14 protein-coding genes are annotated in these 21,940 nt (G+C 66.0%); 5 read left to right on the top strand and 9 right to left on the bottom strand.

Annotated features, from left to right (window positions below):
- Positions 1 to 21: 21 nt before the first annotated feature.
- Complete coding sequence (locus SH602x_RS07675; protein WP_479476225.1) at positions 22 to 2,232, top strand: hypothetical protein; 2,211 nt, start codon at positions 22 to 24, stop codon at positions 2,230 to 2,232.
- 43 nt (positions 2,233 to 2,275) lie between these two features.
- Here SH602x_RS07675 and SH602x_RS07670 read toward each other — a convergent pair whose 3' ends face one another.
- The 4 genes from SH602x_RS07670 to SH602x_RS07655 all read right to left on the bottom strand — a co-directional run bounded on the left by SH602x_RS07670 (position 2,276) and on the right by SH602x_RS07655 (position 7,248).
- A complete protein-coding gene (locus SH602x_RS07670) occupies positions 2,276 to 3,694 on the bottom strand; it encodes a GGDEF domain-containing protein (protein ID WP_479476224.1) in 1,419 nt (472 codons plus the stop codon).
- A 366-nt stretch (positions 3,695 to 4,060) separates the two neighbouring features.
- Entirely contained in the window at positions 4,061 to 5,071 is a 1,011-nt protein-coding gene (locus SH602x_RS07665; RefSeq protein WP_479476223.1) for a 3'-5' exoribonuclease YhaM family protein, read from the bottom strand.
- Between the two features lie 46 nt (positions 5,072 to 5,117).
- Positions 5,118 to 6,410 carry a lysophospholipid acyltransferase family protein gene (locus tag SH602x_RS07660; RefSeq protein ID WP_479476222.1) on the bottom strand — a complete coding sequence of 431 codons (1,293 nt, stop codon included), beginning with the start codon at positions 6,408 to 6,410 and terminating at the stop codon, positions 5,118 to 5,120.
- Positions 6,411 to 6,549: 139 nt separating this feature from the next.
- Complete coding sequence (locus SH602x_RS07655) at positions 6,550 to 7,248, bottom strand: phosphatase PAP2 family protein (RefSeq protein ID WP_479476221.1); 699 nt, start codon at positions 7,246 to 7,248, stop codon at positions 6,550 to 6,552.
- Positions 7,249 to 7,594: 346 nt separating this feature from the next.
- Here SH602x_RS07655 and SH602x_RS07650 point away from each other — a divergent pair, with 346 nt between their 5' ends.
- Positions 7,595 to 8,908 carry a Gfo/Idh/MocA family protein gene (locus SH602x_RS07650; protein ID WP_479476220.1) on the top strand — a complete coding sequence of 438 codons (1,314 nt, stop codon included), beginning with the start codon at positions 7,595 to 7,597 and terminating at the stop codon, positions 8,906 to 8,908.
- Between the two features lie 88 nt (positions 8,909 to 8,996).
- On the opposite strand, the gene SH602x_RS07645 is transcribed toward SH602x_RS07650, so the two are convergent.
- Together SH602x_RS07645 and SH602x_RS07640 are read right to left on the bottom strand one after the other, a co-directional pair.
- The gene (locus SH602x_RS07645) at positions 8,997 to 13,013 is read right to left on the bottom strand and encodes an SdrD B-like domain-containing protein (protein ID WP_479476219.1); all 4,017 of its coding nucleotides are present in this window, start codon (positions 13,011 to 13,013) and stop codon (positions 8,997 to 8,999) included.
- A gap of 116 nt (positions 13,014 to 13,129) precedes the next feature.
- Positions 13,130 to 14,236: a WD40 repeat domain-containing protein gene (locus SH602x_RS07640; protein ID WP_479476218.1), complete on the bottom strand. Its 1,107-nt coding sequence runs from the start codon at positions 14,234 to 14,236 to the stop codon at positions 13,130 to 13,132.
- A gap of 237 nt (positions 14,237 to 14,473) precedes the next feature.
- On the opposite strand from SH602x_RS07640, the gene SH602x_RS07635 reads away from it, so the two are divergent.
- From SH602x_RS07635 to SH602x_RS07625, 3 genes are read left to right on the top strand one after another with little or no spacing between them, the layout of a single operon-like run.
- On the top strand, positions 14,474 to 16,516 hold the full coding sequence (locus SH602x_RS07635; protein WP_479476217.1) for an alpha/beta hydrolase: 2,043 nt from the start codon (positions 14,474 to 14,476) through the stop codon (positions 16,514 to 16,516).
- A 29-nt stretch (positions 16,517 to 16,545) separates the two neighbouring features.
- Positions 16,546 to 17,334: a YqjF family protein gene (locus SH602x_RS07630; protein ID WP_479476216.1), complete on the top strand. Its 789-nt coding sequence runs from the start codon at positions 16,546 to 16,548 to the stop codon at positions 17,332 to 17,334.
- Between the two features lie 26 nt (positions 17,335 to 17,360).
- On the top strand, positions 17,361 to 17,921 hold the full coding sequence (locus SH602x_RS07625) for a sigma-70 family RNA polymerase sigma factor (protein ID WP_479469141.1): 561 nt from the start codon (positions 17,361 to 17,363) through the stop codon (positions 17,919 to 17,921).
- A 96-nt stretch (positions 17,922 to 18,017) separates the two neighbouring features.
- Here the strand turns inward: SH602x_RS07625 and SH602x_RS07620 are convergent, their stop codons facing one another.
- The 3 genes from SH602x_RS07620 to SH602x_RS07610 all read right to left on the bottom strand — a co-directional run bounded on the left by SH602x_RS07620 (position 18,018) and on the right by SH602x_RS07610 (position 21,896).
- Positions 18,018 to 19,019: an NAD-dependent epimerase/dehydratase family protein gene (locus SH602x_RS07620; protein ID WP_479476215.1), complete on the bottom strand. Its 1,002-nt coding sequence runs from the start codon at positions 19,017 to 19,019 to the stop codon at positions 18,018 to 18,020.
- Positions 19,016 to 20,008: a hypothetical protein gene (locus SH602x_RS07615; RefSeq protein ID WP_479476214.1), complete on the bottom strand. Its 993-nt coding sequence runs from the start codon at positions 20,006 to 20,008 to the stop codon at positions 19,016 to 19,018. The genes SH602x_RS07620 and SH602x_RS07615 overlap by 4 nt, the downstream gene beginning before the upstream one ends.
- A 106-nt stretch (positions 20,009 to 20,114) precedes the next feature.
- Positions 20,115 to 21,896 carry a fatty acid CoA ligase family protein gene (locus SH602x_RS07610; RefSeq protein ID WP_479476213.1) on the bottom strand — a complete coding sequence of 594 codons (1,782 nt, stop codon included), beginning with the start codon at positions 21,894 to 21,896 and terminating at the stop codon, positions 20,115 to 20,117.
- Between the last annotated feature and the right edge of the window lie 44 nt (positions 21,897 to 21,940).

Raw genomic sequence — 21,940 nt, 5'->3', positions numbered from 1 at the left:
GCGTCACGACCCGGTCCGACCATGAACTCCGCCCCTGCTCCTGTCGAGCCGCGCTGGAGTTCGCAGGCGACGGTCGTCGGCGTCGTGTTCGCGATCGGCGCCGCCATCGCCATCGCCGGCGTCCTGGTCTTCGCCGACCAACTTCTCGTGCAGGCAGGCTGCGTCGTCGCGGGACTCATCGTGTCCGGCGCCTCGCTCGTCCAGGCGCTCCGCCGGCGCCCGCTCTCCGAATCGGAAATCGAGCAGGGCCGCGGCGAACTGGATCGGGAACGCCGCGACGTTCGCCGCCAGGAACGTCAGATCCGCAAGCAGCTCGAGGCCTGGACCACGCGTCTGGAGAAGCGCGAGAAGCAGCTTGCCGAGCGGCTGATGACGTATCACGAGTGGACGGAGTTTCCGCTTCCCGACGCGGATGCCGCCGTTCTCGTCGAAGACCCGCTCGCGATCGCCAAAGACGCCGAACTGGAGCGGCTGCTGGAAGAAGAATCCCGCATGCTGCTGGACAAGCTCACGGCGAATTACTTCGCGCCTACCGGGACGATCGACGCCCATCTCGTCCGGGAAGACTTCTCGCGGTTTTTGCAGCGGGTCGTTCACGTTTACCAGCCCGACGCGAAGGAACCGCTGCTCGAAACGAGCGTGGCCCATCTCTGCCGCGCGACGAGCCGGATCAGTCTGCATCTGCTGGTGCTGCTCGACCAGTTGCCGGTCAACCTGAAGGACGCGAACCTGTCGCAGCTTTACGCCTGGGCCCGGCGTGCGGCGCAGGCCTATCGCGCGTACCGCAGCGCGGAGCCCTACTTCCCTGCCATGACCGGCGCCTGGTACCTCGGCCGCATGGCGATGGGCGCCAACCCTGTCAGCCTCGCGGTCTGGTGGGGGATCGGCGAACTCGGCAAACGGGGCGCGGTGAAGATCGCTTCGCAGCTTCTGCAGCAGCAGGCGCTCCTCTGGCTCGATCAGAGTCTGCGGATCGTGGCCCACGAGGCGGCGGCGGTCTACGGGACCGACTTCCGCTATCGCGACCCTGACTGGCTGTACGCGGCAGAGCTTTCGGAGACGGTGCAGCTTTTTCCGGAGAGTTCCCTCGCGATTCGCAACGCTTTCCGCGAAGTCAGCGCCTTGCCGCTGCGGAGCGAGTACGACCGCTTCTTCGTGCTGCGAGTGATCGCCGAGAAAAAGAGCGCGAAGCCCGAGCGCTACGTCCAGGCGATTTCCCTCGACGAAGCAGACCGGCGGCGGATGCTCGCGCGGCTGGAGGAGTTCGTCCATCGTTCGTACGACGAACTGCCGCTCGCTGCGGTGCGAAGCTGGAAGGAAAAGCTGGAGAGCCGCTACGGCATGGCGGTCCGCCTGCGACAGGATCGATCTTTCGGTTCCGCCCGTGAGCAGGCGGTCGGAGCGGCGCGGTTCCTCGCGAGCTTCCTGCGGTCCGACAAAGGCGCAGGCGACGAGGCGATCGCGAAATTCCTCGCCGCGCCGGACCGTGCGTGCCGGGCTACTGCGCCGGAGGTGTTCGATTCCGCCGTGCAGACGTTCGGCGAAGACGCCGCGGAGGCGAACGGACTGGCGTGGGAGTTTCCGCTGCTCGATCCCGACGGACCGCTGGCCGCGGCGTTCATCGAGGACTTCGCGAGCGCGGCGTTCGAACTTCCGTACCGTCCGGATGACGAAGAGCGCGTCGAGGAAGCGGCGGAGAGCTTCAAGGTCGCCCCTGCCAAACTCAAGCGCCGGCTGCGGAAGCTTCGGGGCGAGCGTCTGAGCGCGCTCGGCGAAGCGGCGACGACGCTCTCCGCGGCTCCGGACGAAGTGCAGCGCCTCGCTCTCGCGCTGCTGACAGGGGGAGAGGTCCTGCTCTGGGCGTACAGTTCGGTCGACCGAATCGTCGTCGTCGAGGGCCGGGAAGAAAGTCGCCCCGGGTGGCTGCTCGGCGCGTCGCGGCAGTGGCTCTGGATCTCGAACGAAGGCGCTCCTCTGGTCTGGCCGTTCGAACGACGGCATGCGGTCGACGTCGAGCGCGAACGGTTCACGCTGCGGGAGGACCTAACCCTCGTCGTCCCCGCGTTCGAGGAAGAGGGGCTTCCGCCCGCGACGTTCCGGGTCGTCGGCTCCCGCTGGCGCCGCGCGGCCGCGTTCTTCGCGCCGCTGATCGATTACTTCGTCGGCGACAAAAACTACGAAGAGACGCTGCCCGAGGGGGACATCGCGATCGACGAACAGAGGCCCGATTGATTCCGCGAGACGCGGGTCGGTCAGAGAGCGCCGGAATCGTCAGCTACGTCGATTCGACGCCCCGGTCCTTGATCTCGATCTCGGCGCCGAGGAGGACGGACTTCGGCTTGATCGCCATGGGAGGCGCTTCGATTTCTTCGACGCCGCGCTCCCCTTCGATAAACGTGCGGTTTCTGCCGAAGCGAAGCGCGGCCGTGCGGACGTTCTTCGACACCCGTTCGATCTGAACGCCGAGAGGCTGCGTCACGTCGCACTCCCCGACGCAGGCGCTGACCGTCAAGGCGAAGGCCAGCGGCCCCGCGCAGAATTCGGACTCTTCGATCGTCTGCCGCATCCGTTCCACGACGGCGACCGCCTGTTGGGGAGGCGTGTCTCCCAGGAGGACGACCAGGTCGACGCCGCCCGCTCGTCCGACGCAGTCGAAGCCGCGATTCCGTCGGAGCAGCGACTTGCCGAGTTCCGCGAACGCTCGCAGCGCGAGTTCCGCCGATCGCGTGCCGAGCAGGGAATTGACCCGGTCGAACTCGTCGACATGCACGATCGCGAGCGACGCCGGCCGATCGCCGTTCGGATTGACCCCCTGCCATTCGGCGAACGCTCGTTCGACGCCGACGCGGTTCAGGATCGACGTCGCTCCGTCGAGGGCGGCTCGTTCCGGAAGACTGGCGAGGCGTCCTTGATCGCGTACCAGATCCGCCAGTTCGCTCATCACCCAGTCGCGCAGACGGTGCACCATCGACAGGCATTCGCGCACGCTGGCGGAACCGAGTTCGCGCATCTCGGCGCCTTCGCGGCGGGAAGCGCCGCTGCCCAGTTGCTGCAGGATTTCGGCGTGACGATCGACCTGGAACTGCAGCATGCGAACCACGGCGCCATACTTCGGGGACTCGACCTCTTCAGAACCGGCACGCTTCAGGATGGCGAGCGCCGTTTCCTGTCGCTCGTGCCAGATTCCGACCACGCTGACCGCGTCGTCGAAGGTCGACCGCAACTTGGGGGCGTCGTTCGCCCGCGTCGTGCGGAGGCGGTCTTCGATCGTGCAGAGCGCGTCGCGATAGGCGCCGACTTCCAGGCGCAGAATATGAACGACCGCCTCGAAGCAGGACCTGGCGACGATCCCCTGGGCGGCCAGCGTCTCGAGCCACTCCTCAGGCAGATCGAGATCCGGCGGCTCCAATTCCGGAAACTCAGCAGCTTCCCTCGGTGTCGCGGTCGGCGGATCGGCAGGAGTTTCGCTTACCGGCGAGACGCTGGGAACTTCGGCCGCCGCCGCCGGCGAAGGGGCAGGGGCGACCGTCGCGGGCGCATGGCGGACGGAATGCGGACGGGCGGTCGGCTGCTCCGCGATCGCCGCCTTCCGATCGAGCGCGATCGCCCAGTTCAGAGCGAATCGCATCGCGGCGGCGAAACTCGCGCCCGCAAGCAGCCCGCCGTTCATGATCAGAAAGAATTGCAGCCACATGCGATCGTGCCCCGCCAAACGACGCCGGCCGTCGGGAGTCGCCTTCCGGCGCTTTCCCTCGACCGCCGCAACTCTACGTCCGCGTTACGTGAGACTTCCCCCCCGGCGGCGTTCGAATCGCGGCGGACGAACGTCGCCGACAGTCGCAGTCGCTAATTTCGTTACGACCTGACGCGCCTAACTACGTTCGAACTGCGAGTCGGCCCGACTCCGTTCGTCAGGCTCGACGGCTCTGTGTGCCATGCCCACATCTCCGAAGGAAGGGTGGGCATGCTCAGGGCCGGCCGAACCCAACATGCCCACCCTGCTGGCGCGATGTGGGCATGGTAAACATGCGACGCCTGACGTCCCCAGCGATAGTCGAAACTACTCCGCGGGAGCGAATCCGCTCAGGCCGCGGAAGAGTCGCTGGCGGAGCGAGTTGCGATTCCCCGTCATCGGCCCGGGCAACTCGTCGTCGCGGAGCGCCGCGTGCATCATGTGGTACTTCGCGTCCAGGTCGTCGGCGAAGTGAACGATCAGCGCCTCCAGCGTCATCGGCGGCTTCGGCGATCCCCACTCCGCCAGCCGCTGATGCGAGACGATGACGTGCTCCAGCCGCAGGGCCGTCTCGTCGTCCAGCGGACAGACCCGCATCGCGTCGCGAAGCATGTCGCGGCCCAGCAGCACATGCCCGATCAGCTCGCCTGCCGGGGTATAGCCCGGATTCGTCTCGTCCAGGCGGAGTTCGAGCAGTTTGCCGATGTCATGCAGCAACGCGCCAGCGAGAACCAGTTCGCGTCGAAACGGCACATCGGGCTGAGCGTCCTGAAGGTACTTGTCGGCGATCATCCGCGCGTTGCGGACGACGCTGTCGACGTGTTCCAGGTAGCCGCAGACGTAGGCGTGATGGTTCGACGCCGCGGCCGGCGCGATCACCATGGGCGTTCGCCACTCGTCGAGCAGGTGCAGGCAGAGCGCCTTCAGGTCGGGCGATTCGACCTCCGCTTCGACTAGTCCCCGCAGCCGGGCGAAGAGCGCCTCCCCGTCGAGGTCCGCCCGCGGAAGGCAATCCGCCGGATCGAAGCCTGCCGCCTCGTCGTCGGCGTTGGTCTCGCGAATGCGTCGCAAATCGAGTTGCGGACCGAACTGCGTCATCCGGTACAGCGCGCGGATCTTATAGAACGTCCCGCGTTTCCACTGCTCCTTGCAGTCGCCGGCGAACGAGGAGTCGGCCCAGATCGGAAACGCCACTTCCCGCTTCGCGTCGCGAAACGTCACTCGAAAGTAGGGCTTTCCGTTCTTGGTGAGCAGTTCGTCCTTGCCCGTAAGCTGTGCGAAGAAATCACCCTCTTCGCCGTCCTTGAGATCGCAGAGCTTCGTGAGCAGGAGGGTCATCGATTATTAACGCATTAAGGAAGGTAAACGTCCTCGCAGCCGACCATCATCTCCCCTCGCCGGCGCCGCGGCAATATTTGCGGAAGTCGCCGATCTCCTCCGGCGGAAGGGGGTGATTCTCCAGGGCCAACTCGGCCAGCTTGGTCCGCAGTCGCGTCGCAAGTTCCTCCATCAGCGGATCGACGCCCCGCACGCGCTGGGGCGAGACGACGATCGGTTCGTCGACGTCGAGGATGACGTGCAGGCCGCCGTGCTTCGTGACGTGGTCGGTCACGTCTTCTTCCAGGCGTTCGACCGTTTCGAACAGCCGCTCCTGATAGGGAATCGGCTCGAAGTACGCATCGGGATAGCACGCGATCTGCTGGGCGTAGTAGGCCCGCTCCATATCGCGCTCGACGTAGGCCCGCTCCATTTCGCGATCGACGACGGACATCTCCACGCGCGACGAATCGGAATTTTGGATCACCGGGATCATGCGCGAGCGGAGGTCCTTCGTTCTGGCGACGACGCCGACCGCAGGGGTCGCGATGCCCCACTTCTTTTCAAGCGGCGCGAGCATGCCGTCGATCAGCCGGTCGCGACGTTCGCGAAACGATCCTGTCTGCGGGCAGCCGAGGAACTCGACCTCCTTCGCCGCCAGGATTCCCATGCCCAGTCGAGCGACCCGCTCCAGCAGCGGAGTCTCGGGATCGCTCAGGTAGCCGAGTCGCTTCTCCAGGCTTCGGATCGTCGGTTCGAGTCGCTTCCTCAGATCGCCGCCGCGGAATTGATACTTCACGCCGACCGGGTGAATGACGACCCGGCGGTTCAGACCCTTCTTCTCGATCCGTTTCGCCGCGGTGCGTGCGATGAAGGCGACCCCTTCGAGCAAGGGATGCAGCCAGTCGTTGTTCCGCGTCATCGATCCTTCGGGAAAGATCATCAGCGGGCGCTCGGCGTCTTCCAGAATCTGCAGCGACGTCTCCAGGCTCTGCCGGTCCATGCCCTCCCGGTAGATGCTGTAGCCCCCCATCAGGCGGATGGCCCACGCCTCGAAGAAGTTCCTCTGGAACAGATGCCAGTTGCCGATCGCGTAGAAGTCGCTGTTCGTCTCCACGGTCAGCCAGCCGACGGCCATCGGATCGGCGTTGCGACAGTGGTTGGGGGCGATGACGATCGCGTCGCCCCGATCGATCGATTCGCGCAGGCGTTCCTTATGCCGTACTTCGTACGATTCGACCCCCTCGGCCCTGCGGAGATGCCACTGGTGCAGCCGCAACCGCTGCACCATCTGGCTGAAGAACCGCGTGCGGATCGGCGGGATGAACTTGTACGGTTTCTCGAAAACGATTTGTTCCATACTGAATCAAGCGGGGCCTTCGTTCGCGTGCAGCGTGGTTTCTCGGCGAGCGGGGCGTCAGCCCGAGGCGCTGCGAAGCATTTCGATGCAGACGTTCCAAGTATAGGGAGACCGAAAGCAGCCGAGGTTTTCGACCCGATCACGAGCCTTCGAAGCCGGGTCGACGAAAGGCACGCCGAAACGCGGGCAGCATCAGCAGGAGTCCCGTAAACGCGAGACCGATGCCGCTGCCGAACAGCACGTCGCTGAGAAAGTGCGCGCCGCACTCGATCCGCTGGGCGCTTGCGAGCGCTGCGATCGCGATGAAGATCCACTTCGCCCGCGGAAACATCAGGGTAAGCGCGACGGTCCATCCCGCTGCCGCGGCGGCATGTCCCGAAGGAAACGACTGGATCGGATGACCGACGAGGTCCGTCTCGACCCAGCCGAGCCATCTGCCGGGGCCGACGAACGTTTCCCAGATCGTCTCGGCGCCGTCGAGCGCGAGCGGACGCTTCCTCGCGACTGCGAACTTCACGACGTTCGCGACGGCGCCGGCGCCGAAAGAAAAGACCCATCCGGCGAGGACGGGAGAAATTCGCCTGCGATCGGCGACCAGAATCGCCGTTCCGACCAGCAGGATCCCGGATCCGTGTGCGTACGCCTCCGCCAGTCGGACGATCCGCCGGACGTCGCCCGGAAAGGGGCTCTGGGCGTCTCCCTTGGGAAACCAGCCGACGACCGTCAGGTCGGAGAGGATCGCCATCGCCGCGAGCGCGAAACATGCGAACGCCAGCAGCAGCAGTCTCCGGGACAGACCGCGCAGTCGGCGGAAATCGTCGAGGTTTTCGTCCGGCATCGCGACGGGCGTCAGGGTGGATCGGGCGGAAACGCCGCATTCTATCGAAGGAGTCGATTTCGCGGACCGATTCCTGGGCGACGGAATGCGCCGCTCCCTGTGCGAACGGATCGACGGATTCCGCCTGCGAAACATTGCCCGGCTGTCGGCGGGCCGTTAAGCTAGAGGACCGACCCTTACCAGAAGCCTGCGTGATTCGCGGCTCCCGTGGGTCGCATCCCACCCGCTTCGGTCGCACCCGTCGCCCTGGCGCTCGCCTGAGGGCAGCGTCCGCGTCGTCTCATTCTGGAGTCGCTAGATGTCCAAAAAAGCTCAGCAGCCCGCTGGTTCGTCCCGCCGAGATTTCATGAAGACCGGGTCGACGCTGCTGATGACGGCCGGCGCCGCCACGGTCGGCACGAACCTGATCGCCGCCGACGGCGCCGCCCAGCCGGGCTATCACGCCTACGGTTCGGACGTGATCAAGATCGGCCTGATCGGTTGCGGCGGTCGCGGCATCGGCGCCGCGACGCAGGCGCTGAACACGACCAGCGGCCCGGTCGAACTGGTCGCGATGGGCGACCTGTTCGCCGACCGTCTGCAGGGCGCCGTTCGCGGCATCAAGAGCGAGCACGGCGACAAGTTCAAGGTCACCAAGGAGACGCAGTTCGTCGGCTTCGACGCCTACAAGGGCGTTCTGGCTCAGGATCTGGACCTGGTCATCCTGGCGACGCCGCCCGGCTTCCGCCCGCTGCACTTCGAAGCCGCGATCGACGCCGGCAAGCACGTCTTCGCCGAGAAGCCGGTCGCCGTCGACGCTCCCGGCGTGCGACGCTTCCTGGCCGCGAACGAGAAGGCCAAGGCGGCGGGCCTGGCCGTACAGGTCGGTCTGCAACGTCACCACGAACCCTGCTACCAGCAGATCATCAAGCAGTGCCAGGACGGGGCGATCGGCGACATCGTGCTCGCCCGCGCGTACTGGAACAACGACGGCGTCTGGGTTCGCCCCCGCGATCCGAAGCAGACGGAACTCGAGTATCAGTGCCGTAACTGGTACTACTTCAACTGGCTGTGCGGCGACCACATCAACGAGCAGCATATCCACAATATCGACGTCATTAACTGGCTGATGAACGACTACCCGGTCGAAGCCCAGGGTCAGGGCGGTCGTCAGGTTCGGACCGAGAAGCAGTACGGCGAAATCTACGATCACCACTTCGTCGAATTCACGTACAAGTCGGGGGCGAAGCTTCTCAGCCAGTGCCGCCATCAGCGCAACACCTGGAGCAGCGTCTCCGAGTTCGCGCACGGGTCGAAGGGTCACGCCGACCTCTCGGGCGGCAAGATCTACGACGTGAAGGGGCAGCTCGCCTGGGAGTCGGACGACCACAATCACGACGGCTGGCAGCAGGAGCACCACGACCTGTTCCACGCCCTGCGTGCGGGCGAACGTCCGAACGAAGGCGAGTTCGGCGCGAAGAGCACCATGACCGCCATCTTCGGCCGCATGGCGACCTACACGGGCAAGATGCTGACCTGGGATCAGGCGCTCAACTCGAACGTCGTCCTGTGCGACGTCGACTCGCTGACCAGCTTCGAGCAGGATCCGCCGGTCAAGGCGAACGAGGAAGGCTTCTACGCCATCCCGACCCCCGGCGTCGACACGAACAAGATCGTCTGATCTCGCGATCGTCGACTCTGAAACGCGAAACGGCTCCTCGAAACCGAGGAGCCGTTTTTCGTTGCGTCATTGAACCCAGGTCAGGTCTTTACGCTTGAGGTCGGCCAGCTTCCGAAGCCGTGCGGATCGAGTCGGGGCGGTAGGTGCCCACTTCGTCGATGCCGTCGCCGTTCCAGTCCCCGACCACCGGGATTTCGTCCGGACCGCCCGCTTCGAAGACGCGGTCGAACGCGTCGATCTCGTTGTTGCCGTTGGAGTCCAGGATCCACTGACCTCCGCGATAGACGCCGAGCTGCGGGACGCCGTCGCCATTCCAGTCGCCGACCGCGGGCAGATCGCCCGCCTGACCGAACTGATGGACGGCGTCGCGGCTGGTGAGGCGTCCGTCGCCGTCGGTGTCGAGCGTCCACTTGCCGTCGACGAACGATCCGATGTTGCCGACGCCGTCGCCGTTCCAGTCGGCGGCGAGCGGAACTTCGCCCTTGCTTCCGAACGCGAAGACGTGGTCGATCAGGTCGGCCCGCACGCGGCCCCCTTCGGTCGCCTGCAGTTCGCGGCGTCCGTCGGTCGCCTGCTCCACCGTCGGCGGAAGGTTCTTCGCCCGCACGGTCGCGAACCCGTTCTCCGCATCGGGGAGACCCGGTTCGACGCGGATCGCCCGGCTGTCGCCTTCCCACTGCGGTCCGTAGATGCCGATGTCGTCCTTGCCGTCTCCGTCCCAGTCGCCGACGACCGGAAGATCGCCGTCCTTGCCGAGGGTGGCGTAGACGTCAGCAGGGGTCCACTGGCCGTCGCCGTCCAGGTCGAGGAACCACTCGCCCTTGGAGAAGACGCCGATCTCGTCCTTGCCGTCGCCGTCGAAGTCGCCGACGACCGGAATCCCTTCGTCGACCCCGAACAGAATCTGACGGCTCGCCGCATCGGCGGCTTCGGGACCTTCGCCCGATTGCAGCGACCAGCGTCCGATGTTCGTCCGGCGGGTCGACCACATGTCGGATCCGCGGGCGGAAACGTTGCTGAAGACGGTGTCGGGCCCGCCCTCTTCGCCGCGGGGATCGCCGGCGTCGACCAGGCTTAGATGCCAGGTATACGGGCTGACCGGGATGTACGGATCGATCGGCGGGAGCTCGGGGGTCAACTGCGGATTCGGAACCGAGACTTCCTCACGCTCGTACGTCGGAGCGATCGGAGCGGGGGGTTCCGGCGCCGGAGGCGGATCGTTGGGCGGAATGAAGCTTCCGATCCGCTCCGCGAAGTTGTACTGCACCGCGTCGTCGCCGTAGTTGAGCGTGACCTGCGAGATCACGTCCGTTACGGAGTCGTCGCCGCCGTGCGAGCCCGCGCTGTGGCACCCTTGCAGGTACTGCTCGGGCTGGCGTTCGACCAGGGTGTAGGTCCCCGGCACGAGGCCAGAGAACTTGTAGTAGCCCGAGGCGTCCGTAACGGTCGTCGCGACGAGGTTTCCGTCCGCGTCGTACAGGTTGATCTGCACGCCCGCGATGGCCGGCTCGCCCGAGTCCCAGTCGCAGCCGCGATCGAGATCGAGCCAGACCCAGCCGTCGATGGAGGCGGGGAAGCGTTCGCAGAAGTCGTACCGCACGCCGTCCTGACCGACGCCGACGACGATCTCGCTGACGAGGTCCTTGCCTTCGACGCCGCCCAGCGATCCTGCGTCGACGCCGCCCTGCAGGTAGCCGACAGGCTGCGTCTCGCGGATCTGGTACTGGCCCGGATACAGGTCGTCGAACTTGTATTCGCCCTTCGCGTCGGTATAGGTCGTCGCGATGACGTTCCCTTGCGCGTCGAGCAGTTCGATCTTCACGCCGGCGAGCAGGATGTCCCCCTCTTCCGGTTCGTACTCGCAGTCGCCGTCGCGATCGGCATGCACGCGACCCGCGATGCTCGAGGGCGGAATCTCGCCGAAGTCGTTGTCGACGCTCTCCTCGCCGTAACCCAGATTGACCTGCTTGATCGTGTCGCCGTTCGGGTTCACGGCGACGCCGACGACCTTGCCGTCGATCGTGCCGGCCTGATCGTACCAGTCGAGGTACTGCTTCGGCTGGTGTTCGACGACGGTGTAGACGCCTTTGACCAGGCCGGTGAATTCGTAGTAGCCGTTCGCGTCGGTGACCGTGCTGGCGACGAGATTCCCGCTCTGATCGAACAGGTCGACCTTCACGCCGGCCAGCATCTTGTCGCCGGAGTCCAGGTCTTTCGACAGGTTGTTATCGACGTAGACGTGTCCCGAGAGCTTCGCCGGCTCTTTCTCGCAGAAGTCGTACCGGACGCCGACGTCGCCTGAGGCCAGCACGATGTCGGAGATGCGATCGTTCGAGACCGTTCCGTTCCGGTCGCCGTTGACGGTTCCGGCTCGTTCGCCGCTGTCGATGTACCCCTTCGGCGTATGCTCGACGATCGAGTACTTGCCGGGCGTCAGGCCGATGAACGAATAGTCGCCGTTGGCGTCCGTTCGCGTGCTCGCGATCAGGTTGCCCTGGCCGTCGTAGAGTTCGATCAGCACCCCGGCGATCGGACGGTTCTGGTAACCCTCGGAGAAGCAGTCCCCGTCGCGATCCGCGGCGGAGACGTTGCCGTGGATCTCCGCCGCCTTCAGTTCGCCGAAGTCGTAGTTGACGCCCGCCGCGCCGCTCGTGAGGACGATGTCCTTGAACTTGTCGTTTCCGTCCTTCGCACCGCTGCCGGCTCCGTTGACCGTGCCGAGCGTATCCTTGCCGTCGATCCAGCCGCTGGGCTGCACTTCGATGATGCGATACGTTCCGGGCGAGAGTCCCGTCGCCTGGTAGAAGCCGTTGGCGTCAGTATAGACGACCACTTCCTGCTGCGGCGTGATCGTGTTGACCGGGATAATGCGAATCATCACGCCCGCGATCGGCTGTTCGCCCGCGTCGCGCACGCCGTCGTTGTCGCGGTCGTGGTAGACGTGGCCGGAGATCGTGGCCAGTCTGGCTTCGCCGAAGTCGTTATCGACCGACTCCGTGCCGCCCATCGTGATGTTGATGTCGCGGATGACGTTCGGCCCGTCGGTGACGCCCGAGCGGACGCCGCCGATCGAACCGGGCGACGCGCCGGTGCTGATCTCGAAGTTCGTCGGCTGGGTCTCGATGATCCGGTAGCGCCCCGGCTTCAGGTCGAGGTTGTACCCGAACTCGTAATCGCCGTTCGCGTTCGTCCGTGTGGTCGTCGTCGCCTGACCGTTCGAGGGGATGTTCTCCCACTGACCGGTCTGCGTATTGAACTTCTGAAGCGTCAGCGTGACGTCGCTGATCCCTTCTTCGCCCGCGTCCTGACGGACGTCGTGGTCGCGGTCGTGATAGACCGTGCCGGAGATCCGGATCGGCAGCGCCTCCTGAATCAGCTCGTCGAAGGCGCCGTCGGACCGGTCGCGCATCCCGAGGTGATTGTCGGGAGGCAGGTTGAGCCCCGACTGTTGCAGCGCGGCGTCGTACGCGTTCCTGAACGTCGTTTCGCCGGTGGCGTCGTAATGACCAGGCGCCGCGAAGGTCGTCTGGAAGATCGTGTCCTGGAACTCGACGCCGGACGCGATCGGGTCGATGCCGGAGTTGATGTTCTCGACCGAGCCGCCGTACCACTTGTCGACTTCGTCGACGTCGATAGAGAAGACGAGCCTGTCGCCTGCCTCGAAGCCCTCGAACTTTAGGACCAGCTTCGTGCCGCCGTCGACGACTTCATAAGAGACTTTCCCGACGCCGGAGTTGGCGACGATCTGGAAGGCGTGGGCGCCGTCGACGCCCAGCCCGCCGGCCGCGATGTCGAAGATCATGTCTCCTTCGTCGACGACGCCGTTCTGGTTCTGGTCGCCGTCGATGACGATCTCGGTCAGTTGCGTCCCGTCGGCGCCGCCCTGGAAGGTCAGTTCGAAATGGTCGCCGTGATCGTCGCCGCCGGTATCCTGTTCGAAGTAGACGATGCCCACGTCGATCGGATCGCCGTCCAGCATCCGCCGGCGTTCGACCGTTTCGAACTTCGCCTCGTACTTGAGGAGCGCCGAAGGGGAGCGGTCGCGCCCGCCCACGTCCTTGCGCTGGATACGACCGAAAGTCAGGATGCGACTGAAGACGTTCATCGCGAGCCTCCGTGCTCTGCGATAGGGTTCCGAAGCTGTATCAGGCGTTAACGAACGACGCAGGGATCGACCCGCCGCCGCACGCTCTTGAGACGCTGCCGTTTCTAGCGGTCGTCTTACTTCCCGAACTCCGCCGGAGCGGAAGACGTCGAGAACGCCGGTCCGACGCCGATGCCGGGAACGGCCACCGCGTTCGCCGCGCCCGCGGGCAGCACGTCGGCCAGATCCCACAGTCGGACCGCCGCGTCGAAACCGCCCGAGGCGAGGGTCGTCGCGCCGCAGCAGAGCGCCGCGACCGATCCCGTATGGCCGACCAGCGGTTCGATCTCCTGACGCGTCCCCATGTCCCACAAGCGGATCAGATTGTCCGATCCGCCGGCGGCCAGGAAACGATCGCCGACGCGGCAGAGCGACTGCAACTTGCAGCCGACCGACGCGAAAAGCTCCGAGGGGCCGGCGACGCCCGTCTTCGCCATGCGGAGCGAACCATCTTCCCCGACGGAGAAGAGCGCCGAACTGTCGTGGGCGAAGGCGAGTCCGCGGACGCGACCGGTATGGCCCGAAATGTCGACCGGGGCGCTCTCCTCGGTCAGATTCCAGGTACGAATGACGCCGTCCCGCCCGCCGACGGCGAGGAAGCGTCCCTCGCGTGAGAATCGCACCGTCCGGACGTCCGTCGAAGGGGCGGGCAGTTTCGCGGCGACCTCCATCGTCTGGGCGTCGAGCAGCAGCGCCTCCGCCTGGAAGCCGACGATGGCCAGCGTTCCTCCGCCCGGATGGAACTCCATGCCGGCGATCCCGGTCAGCGGCAGCTCGATCGTGCGCTGACGATCGCCGCTGTCCGCTTCCCAGGCGATCAGCTTCCGGTCGTTGCCGGCCGAAACGAGCGTCAGTCCGTCGGGAGAGTACGCGACCGCCCGAACCCAGTCGGTGTGGCCGGCGAGGCTGCGGAGCACCGACCCCTGATCGAGATCCCATAGCCTCACTTCGTGATCGTCGCCCGCGCTGGCGAGACGCTTCTCCGTCGGATGCATCGCGAGGGCGGTGACGACCGCGCCCTTCTCTCCGGGAGCCCCTTTCTCGCCAAGAGCGTTGGCGCCGCCCAGGGTTCGGGGGGGAAGCAGGCTTTCGCTCGATTCCTGGGCCAGCGCCGTCTTCTTGAGCGCCAGCAGCGCTCCCATGGCGATCGCCCCGCGGATGAATTCCGCACGAGTCAGCAGCATCGCTAGCGCCTCCGTCCAAGCCAGAAGGTATAGGTCCGCCTCTTCTATCGGCGGTTGTCGCCGCGCACTCGCCCCGCCTTCAGAAAATTTTCGCCAGGCCGCACGCACGGAAGGATCGGTCTGGCCGGATCCGTTTCCTCTTGCCGCGGGAGGAGCCCTTTCGGTATCTCTTCGCGCAGCGAAGACGGGTCGCTCAGCAGGGCGATCGCGAGGCGGCGACGATGGGGGAAGGCGACTATGCGTACGGAAGCGATCGAAGATTCGTTCAGCGACCTCGGCAGCACGACCGGGCGGGGCCTGATTCAGTTCGCGGGCCGACAGGCGCTGGCCTTCGCTTTCGCGGCGATCCTCCTGGCGGCGGGTTGCAGCGCCAAGGACGAGGGTCAGCAGACGGCGTCCGCTCCGCAGCACGACCCGGCGATCGAGCAGCCGCTCGATTCGGCTCCGCCAATCGACGATGTCGGGCAGATGCCGCGGGTCGACGAGGGTTCGCCTTTTTCTTCCTCGCCGTCGGAGCTCGGTCCGACCGACCTCCGATCCGCGGATTCAGGCTTCGGGCCCCTCACGTTCGACCCGCCCGCGACCGGCGAGAACCTCGCTCCCGCGCCCGGTTCCCGCGAACCGCGAATCGCGCGTTCGATGGATGCGACCGCCGCGGCCCCGCCGATGAGCTTCGCTCCGCAGACCTATCAAACCGCGCCCTCCTCAGGCATGCAGTCGAGGATCCAGCGTCATGCCGAACCTGCCGGCGGCAGCGCAGCTCCGATGAGCATGCAGTCGATGGAGTCGGCCTATGCACCTTCCCCGGAGGCTCCTGCCGAAGCCCGATCGATGCCGATGGCGATGACGGCGGACTCCGCCGCGCCCCCTCAGGATTCTTCGGGCGCAATGTCACAGGAGACCGGACCGGTCGATCTGCGGCGTATGGAGGCAGACGTGCCCGAGGAACACCTCGGGGCGGGCAACGCCGCCATCCAGGTTCGTCCCGACGGATCGAAGTGGGTCAAGATCTTCTATGCGACCGACCGGAGCGCGACCTTCTCCGCGATCGCGTCCGATTCGGACTCGCTCGGATCGGACGGGCTCGGGTCGTCAGGGTCCTCCGTGGCGAGCGCGGACGACGCACGGTCTCCCTGGCAGCAGCATCTGCCGGTGCTGTTCTGCATCGTCGGCACGGTCGTCGCCGCCGGCTTCGCGTATATGTTCTCCTATAGGAAGGCCGGCACGGTCATGCTGCTCAGCGGCACGGTCATCGCCGCGATCGTCTTCGGTACGCAGGGGAGTCGCCTCGGCTGGTTCGGGTCCGACTCGCAGCGTACCGTCGAGTACGGCGCCGGTCGCGATCAGCTCCGCTTCGGCGTCTGCCAGGTCAGCCTCCCCCCCGGTCATGAACGGGGCACGATGGAGTCGCCGTCGTTCCTGCACCTGGAGTGGCGACCCGATCCGAAGAAGCACGTCGCTCTGCTGGAAACGATCGAACTCGACCGCGAAGAGTGCCTCGCCAAGGTGAAAGAGGATCTCGCGAAGTCCGATCGACAGGAGATATTCGTCTTCATCCATGGTTACAACGTCACGTTCGAAGACGCCGCGCGTCGCACCGGGCAACTTGCGCACGATCTCGACTTCCCCGGGCCGGCGATGCTCTATAGCTGGCCTTCGCAGGGGACGACCGCCGGATATCCGGTCGACGAGAACAACGTCGCCTGGACGGTGCCCCATCTGAAGGACGTGCTGCAGACGTTGCAGCGCCAGACCGGGGCCGACGCCGTGCATGTCGTCGCCCACAGCATGGGCAACCGGGCGCTGACCGCTGCGGTGCGAGAACTGGCGCTGGAAGGTAAGATGACCGACGCCCCGCTCGGTCAGATCGTCCTCGCGGCGCCTGACGTCGACGCGGAAGTCTTCCGCCGGGATCTGCTTCCGGCGATGCAGGCGAGCGCCGAACGCGTCACGTTGTACGCGTCGTCGTACGATCGGGCGCTGATCGTGTCGAAGACGCTGCACGGTTACCCCCGGGCCGGCGAATCGGGCGAGGGGCTGGTCTTGGCCGAAGGGCTGGAGACGATCGACGTCAGCGGCATCGATCTGTCGCTGCTCGGGCACAGTTACTACGGCGACGTCGTGCATGTGGTGGACGATCTCAAGACGCTGATTTTCGAGAACAAGGCCGCCGCGGCTCGCCCCTACCTCCTCGCCCGCGAGAGGCAGGGACTCGGCTACTGGCAAGTCGCGATGCAGCCGCCCGTCGCGCAGCAGCCTGCGACGATCACGCCGCGGTAAATCCAACCCTGGGGAGCCGGACCGGAACCTTGAACGCTCCCGTCGATCGCGTCGCTCCGTCGCGCAGGCCCGCCGGCAAGCCGATCGGTTTTCAGAACTGGTCGGAGCTGCTCTTCCTGCATCGCGAGGTTCCCGTCGAAGCGGTCGCCGCGACGCTGCCGCCCGGACTCGAGCCTGATTTGTACGAAGGAAGGGCGTACGTCGGCGTCGTCCCCTTCCGTATGCGCGGCGTTCGGCCCTGGTGGGCGCCGCAGGCCGTCGCGTTCGACTTCCTGGAAACGAACGTCCGAACGTATGTCCTGTGCAACGGCGAGCCGGGCGTCTACTTCTATTCGCTGGAAGCGAACTCCCCCGTCGCGGTCTTCGCGGCCCGAACCTTCTGGGGACTCCCCTACTTCAATGCACAGATGAGTTCGGTCGTCGAAGGCGACGCGACGCGATACGTCAGCGTCCGCAAACGTCGCCGGAAGTCCGACCGCAAGACGAACGATCTGACTGCGATTCGCGACGGAGTTCCGAGCCTGGAGGTCCGGTATCGGATCGGCGAAGCGCCGTCGCCGCCGGCGGAGGAGGGTTCGCTGGAACAGTTCCTGATCGAGAGGTATTATCTCTTCGTCCGTCGCGGGCGATCGATCCTCCGGGGGCAGGTCCATCATGTCCCCTACCCGCTGCGGGAAACGACGGTCGAATCGATCGAGGATTCGCTGGCCGACGCCGCCGGGTTCCCGTCGCCCGATCCGCCGTTCACGCTCTTTCACTACTCCCCCGGCGTGACCGTCGAGATCTTTCCGCTCGTCCGGGTCGCGACTTCCGACTGATCTCCTTCGCGAATGGCGTTCCCTGCATGAACGAGCCGACGCCCGCTTTCACGGCGGACGATCTTCCGCAGTATCGCCACTATCTTCGCGTGCTCGCGCGGACGCAGATCGGCCCCCAGTACCAGGCGAAGGTCGACGCCTCCGACGTCGTGCAGCAGACGATGATCCAGGCGTACGAAGCGCTCGGCGACTTCCGCGGCGCCGACGAAGCGGAGTTCAAAGGCTGGCTGAGGCAGATCCTGCTCCGCACGCTGCTGCACGAGTTCCGGCGCTACAAGAGCGGCAAGCGCGACGTCGCCCGGGAACGCGAGATGGCGGAGCGGATGGACCGCTCCTCGATGAACCTGGAGCGTTTCCTCGCCGGCTCCGAGCCCTCCCCCAGCTTCGCCGCGCGGTTCGACGAAGAACGCCTGCGCCTGCTCGCGATGCTGGACGAGCTGCCCGAGGTGCAGCGCCAGGCGATCGAGCTGCACTACCTGGAAGAGAAGACCCTCGCCGAGGTCGCCGTCCTGCTCGACAAGACCCCCGGCTCCATCGCCGGCCTGATCCACCGCGGGCTGAAACAGCTTCGCGAGAAGGGAAGCTGAAGGACCTCCTCCTGTAGGGCAGGCGCCCCGCCTGCCATCGAAGCGCTGATAGGATTCCTGGCAGGCGGGGCGCCTGCCCTACAAGAAGAGACGCGACTAAGTTGTCGGCGGGTTCGTCGTCCAGCTCTCCGCCAGCCGTCGCATGCCTTCTTCGCGCGTGACGGCGGGAACGTAGCCGAAGTCGCGCTGCGCTTTCGAGACGTCGAACCAATGGTCGAGCGCGAGCTGCGCGGCGAGGAACCGCGTCATCCGCGGCTCCCGCGGGTCGTTGAGCAGCCGATGCTTCCACTCCAGCAGATGGCCCGCGCCCCAGGCGACGGGGAACGAAATGCGGCGACGCAGGGGGGGCAATCCGGCGAGCGCCAGCAGCTCGCTGATCCATTGCCAGCAGCCGACGGGCTCGGCGTCGCTGAGGAAGTAGGCCTGTCCCGCGACAGGCGAACCTGGCGCGAGCGAGTCGGCGGCCTGAAGATGCGCGTCCGCGCCGTTGTCGACGTAGGTCGTATCGATCAGGTTGGTCCCCTTGCCGACCTGAATGAGCTGATTCTTGCTGGCCCGTTCCAGCAGCCGCGGAATCAGGTGGGGGTCTTCCGGTCCCCAGATCAGATGGGGACGCAGGGCGCAGGTCAGCAGTTCGTCGTCGCTGGCACGCAACACCTCCTGCTCGGCCAACGCCTTCGAATGCGGGTAATGAGCGAGCCAGCGTCGGGGGTACGGCGCCCCCTCGTTGACGCCCGACTGCGGCGTTCCGTCGAAGGTGACGCTGGGACTGCTGGTGTAGACGAGCTTCCGCACGCCGCCTCGACGGCTACCTTCGATGATGTACTGCGTGCCGAGCGTATTGGTCTCGTAGTAGTCGTCCCAGGAGCCCCAGATGCCGGGGAGCGCCGCGACATGGAAGACGAGGTCGCGACCGGCGCACGCGCGAACGACCGCTTCGCGATCGCGAAGGTCCCCCTCGATCGATTCGACGCCGAGCGAGTCGAGCGCCGCATAGCACTTACGGGAGTAGCTGGCGACTTCGACGCCGCGGGCGAGCAGTCGCTCGACGATCGCCTTGCCCAGGAAGCCGCCGCCGCCGGTGACGAGCGCTCTCACGGCTCCATCTCGGCGTCGTCGGTGAGCGCTCTCAGGTCTTCGTCCGACAGCGGCGCATCGGGACCGACCGCATTCGACGGGTCGTTCTCCCGGACGATCATCCCGTTCGGAATCTTGAAGCCGTACCGGGCGTTCCCCTTTTTGCTGTCGTGCGGAATCACGAGCCGCAGCTCCCCGAGTTCGTCGACGGTCTTTTCTTTCGGAAGATCGAAGTAGAGCGAATCGCGCAGGCTGTCACGCGCTTCCAGCGTCTTCCGCGGCGTGTGACCTTCGAGGCTGCGTACGTCGGCGAACACGTGCGGGGTCAGTTCGTCGTCCACCCCGTCGTACAGGCGGACGCGATCGGGGCCGGAGAACTGCTCGACTTCCCGACCGTACCAGGAGACGTATTCGTGCGACGAATTCTTGTAGCTCTCGACCTCGATGCCGATTCGCAGGTAGTCGTTGCCGGTGAAGACGACGCGATTGCCCGCGTCGCGAGCGCGTGCCTTGCCGACCGACACCTGCACGACTTTGACGCCGATTCCGCCGATGGTCTGCATGGCGTTCGTACTGACGTCGGTCCAGACGATTTCCTGCGGCGGCCCGCTCTGGCGGACGACGACCCGCCCGTCGCCCAGATCGATCTGCTCTCCTTCGCTTCCTGCCTCTTCCTTTTGAGACATGAGAAAGATGGCGACGCCGAGGACCGGAATGCCGGCGAGCATCGCCATGACGAGGATGCCGACGAACATGGAGCCGCCCGAGCCTTGACGGACCCGCCGCAGCGATTCGGTGCGAAGCGCCCGGGATTCGTCGGCGTCGTACTCGTTCCCGGTAGCGAAGATCGGGGCAGGACCCTGGCTCGACGCAGCGTACGGATCTTCGTCCAGCGGTTCGTCGTCGAAGCCGGCCGGCTCGTACGCGCCGAGGTCTTCTTCGAGCGGCTGGTCGTCGAACCCTCCCGCGTCGTACGAAGCGTCGTCTTCCGGTCGCGATCCGTCAGTCATGCAGCAGCGGCTTTTTCGAGCAGGGCGGTCGTTCCGACGGGCCAGTCGGGCGGGCACGGCCCTTCGTTCGGCAGATGAAGCTGCGCAGTTCGCGACGCCTTTCCGGTCAGCGGATCGGCGTCGCCTGCTCTGCCGGGGCGACGACAGGCACAGCGCAGCGTTCCTGCATTTTAGCGCTTCGCAGTTCGCGATCGGCCCAGACCGCCAGCCGCTCGCGGAAGATCTTGGAGTTGTGCCGGATGTCGACCGGCAGTTCGTGCTTGATCAGCACGTAGCGAACGGACCGGGTCAGAGCGTGCGAAGCCAGACGCAGGCCGACCGCCGCGATCAGCGCCTCGGCGGAGGCGATCGTTCGGGGGCGATGCTCGGGCCAGGGCTCGATGACGATGACCGGCGTCCGATCGTCCTCCGGCCCGATGCCGACCAGCGCCGAACGATAGACATGCGGATGGCCATTCGCGATCGCTTCGCACGGGATCGTGAAGCGGGTTCCGGCCTTCGTCTTCACGCGATGCGACTTGCGTCCGCAGAACCAGAACCGGTCCTCTTCGTCGAGCCACCCGACATCGCCCATGCGGTGCCAGAACGTTTCGCCGTCGGCCACCTTGTGCAGGGCGTTGGCCGCGGTCCGGGTGACGTACTGGCGGGTCACGACGTCGCCCCGGACCATCAGTTCGCCGATCTCGCCGCGGGGCAGCTCTTCCGTCTGCGAAACGTCGGGCAGCGGTCCGTCGTCGATGCGGATCACCCGCCATTCGATCCCGGGAAATCGCGAGCCGATGCAGGTGCCCGCGCCTTCGCGCGACCGCGCAGCCGTTTCGCCGAGCACCTCCTTCGAGGAGATCGTCGCCACTGGCAACGCCTCGGTCGCGCCGTAGGGCGTCCAGATCTCCGCGCCGGGACGCATCGCCGCTAACAATCGAACCAGCACATGCGCGGGAACGGGAGCTCCGGCGCTGAAGGCCTGTTCCAGCGACGGAATCGTCTTCTTCCTCGTCTCGCAGTAGCGACTGACCGCGTTCCAGAGCGCCGGCGACCCGAACGACTGCGCCGCGCTGAAGTCCTTCGCGGCTGCGAGGAAGTTTTCCGGATCGACCGAGGCGGGCCGCGTGAAGTCCATCTTCGGCAGGACGCAGGTCACGCCCATGCCGGGGTCGAACAACGCGAACAGGGGGAAGCCGGCGACCTCCGCCGTGCCGGGGCGAATGTCGAAGCGTTCCTGAATCAGTTCGGTCTGGCGGACGAACTGGCGGTGCTCGTACAGCACGCCCTTCGGCGGCCCCGTGCTGCCGGTCGTGAAGATGATCGCCGCAGGATCGGAGGCCGTCGGTCCCGTCGGCGGCGGAGATCCATCCCCCGCCAGCATCGCCTGTTCGAGCGTCACGCCGCCCCAGAACCAGCGGCGACCGACCGTGACCAGGAACTTCGTTTTCGGAAAGCGTCCGCCGAAGAGGGCGCGGACCGCCTGTGCGAAAGGAACGGCGACGAAGCCTTCCGGCTCCGACTCTTCGAGACAGGCCAGGACGTTGCCCCGTCCCATGCCGGGGTCGATCAGGATCGAAACGATGCCCGCCTTGAGACTGGCGAACACGATCTCGATGAAGTCGAGTCCGAACGGCACGAGCATCGCGACGCGCATGCCGGGCTCGGCGCCCGATGCGAGCAGTCCGGCGGCGAGTTGATCGGTGCGGGAGTCGAGTTCGCGGAACGTCCGCGTGCGATAGATCGCGTTGCCGCGACGATCGCGCCGCAACTGCACCGCGATCGCGACGGCGTCCGGCATCTCCTTCGCGTAATGCTTCAGCCGCTCGCCGAGATGCGCGAAGGAGGGCGTTCGCGACGGATCGCGCGGCGTGCCGAACGCTGCGGAAGTTCGTCGCGAGGACATGAGAGGGACTCGGCGTGCGGCGAGAAAGGGAGGGAAGAATCGAA

This window comes from Lignipirellula cremea (assembly GCF_056501455.1).
This window is presented reverse-complemented; position numbering and strand designations above follow the sequence as displayed.

Coding starts and splice junctions, on each gene's coding strand:
- SH602x_RS07615 (WP_479476214.1), bottom strand. CDS start 20,008: ATGACTGACGGATCGCGACCGGAAGACGACGCTTCGTACGACGCGGGA.
- SH602x_RS07650 (WP_479476220.1), top strand. CDS start 7,595: ATGAAGACCGGGTCGACGCTGCTGATGACGGCCGGCGCCGCCACGGTC.
- SH602x_RS07640 (WP_479476218.1), bottom strand. CDS start 14,236: ATGCTGCTGACTCGTGCGGAATTCATCCGCGGGGCGATCGCCATGGGA.
- SH602x_RS07675 (WP_479476225.1), top strand. CDS start 22: ATGAACTCCGCCCCTGCTCCTGTCGAGCCGCGCTGGAGTTCGCAGGCG.
- SH602x_RS07625 (WP_479469141.1), top strand. CDS start 17,361: ATGAACGAGCCGACGCCCGCTTTCACGGCGGACGATCTTCCGCAGTAT.
- SH602x_RS07635 (WP_479476217.1), top strand. CDS start 14,474: ATGCGTACGGAAGCGATCGAAGATTCGTTCAGCGACCTCGGCAGCACG.
- SH602x_RS07645 (WP_479476219.1), bottom strand. CDS start 13,013: ATGAACGTCTTCAGTCGCATCCTGACTTTCGGTCGTATCCAGCGCAAG.
- SH602x_RS07610 (WP_479476213.1), bottom strand. CDS start 21,896: ATGTCCTCGCGACGAACTTCCGCAGCGTTCGGCACGCCGCGCGATCCG.
- SH602x_RS07665 (WP_479476223.1), bottom strand. CDS start 5,071: ATGACCCTCCTGCTCACGAAGCTCTGCGATCTCAAGGACGGCGAAGAG.
- SH602x_RS07655 (WP_479476221.1), bottom strand. CDS start 7,248: ATGCCGGACGAAAACCTCGACGATTTCCGCCGACTGCGCGGTCTGTCC.
- SH602x_RS07670 (WP_479476224.1), bottom strand. CDS start 3,694: ATGTGGCTGCAATTCTTTCTGATCATGAACGGCGGGCTGCTTGCGGGC.
- SH602x_RS07660 (WP_479476222.1), bottom strand. CDS start 6,410: ATGGAACAAATCGTTTTCGAGAAACCGTACAAGTTCATCCCGCCGATC.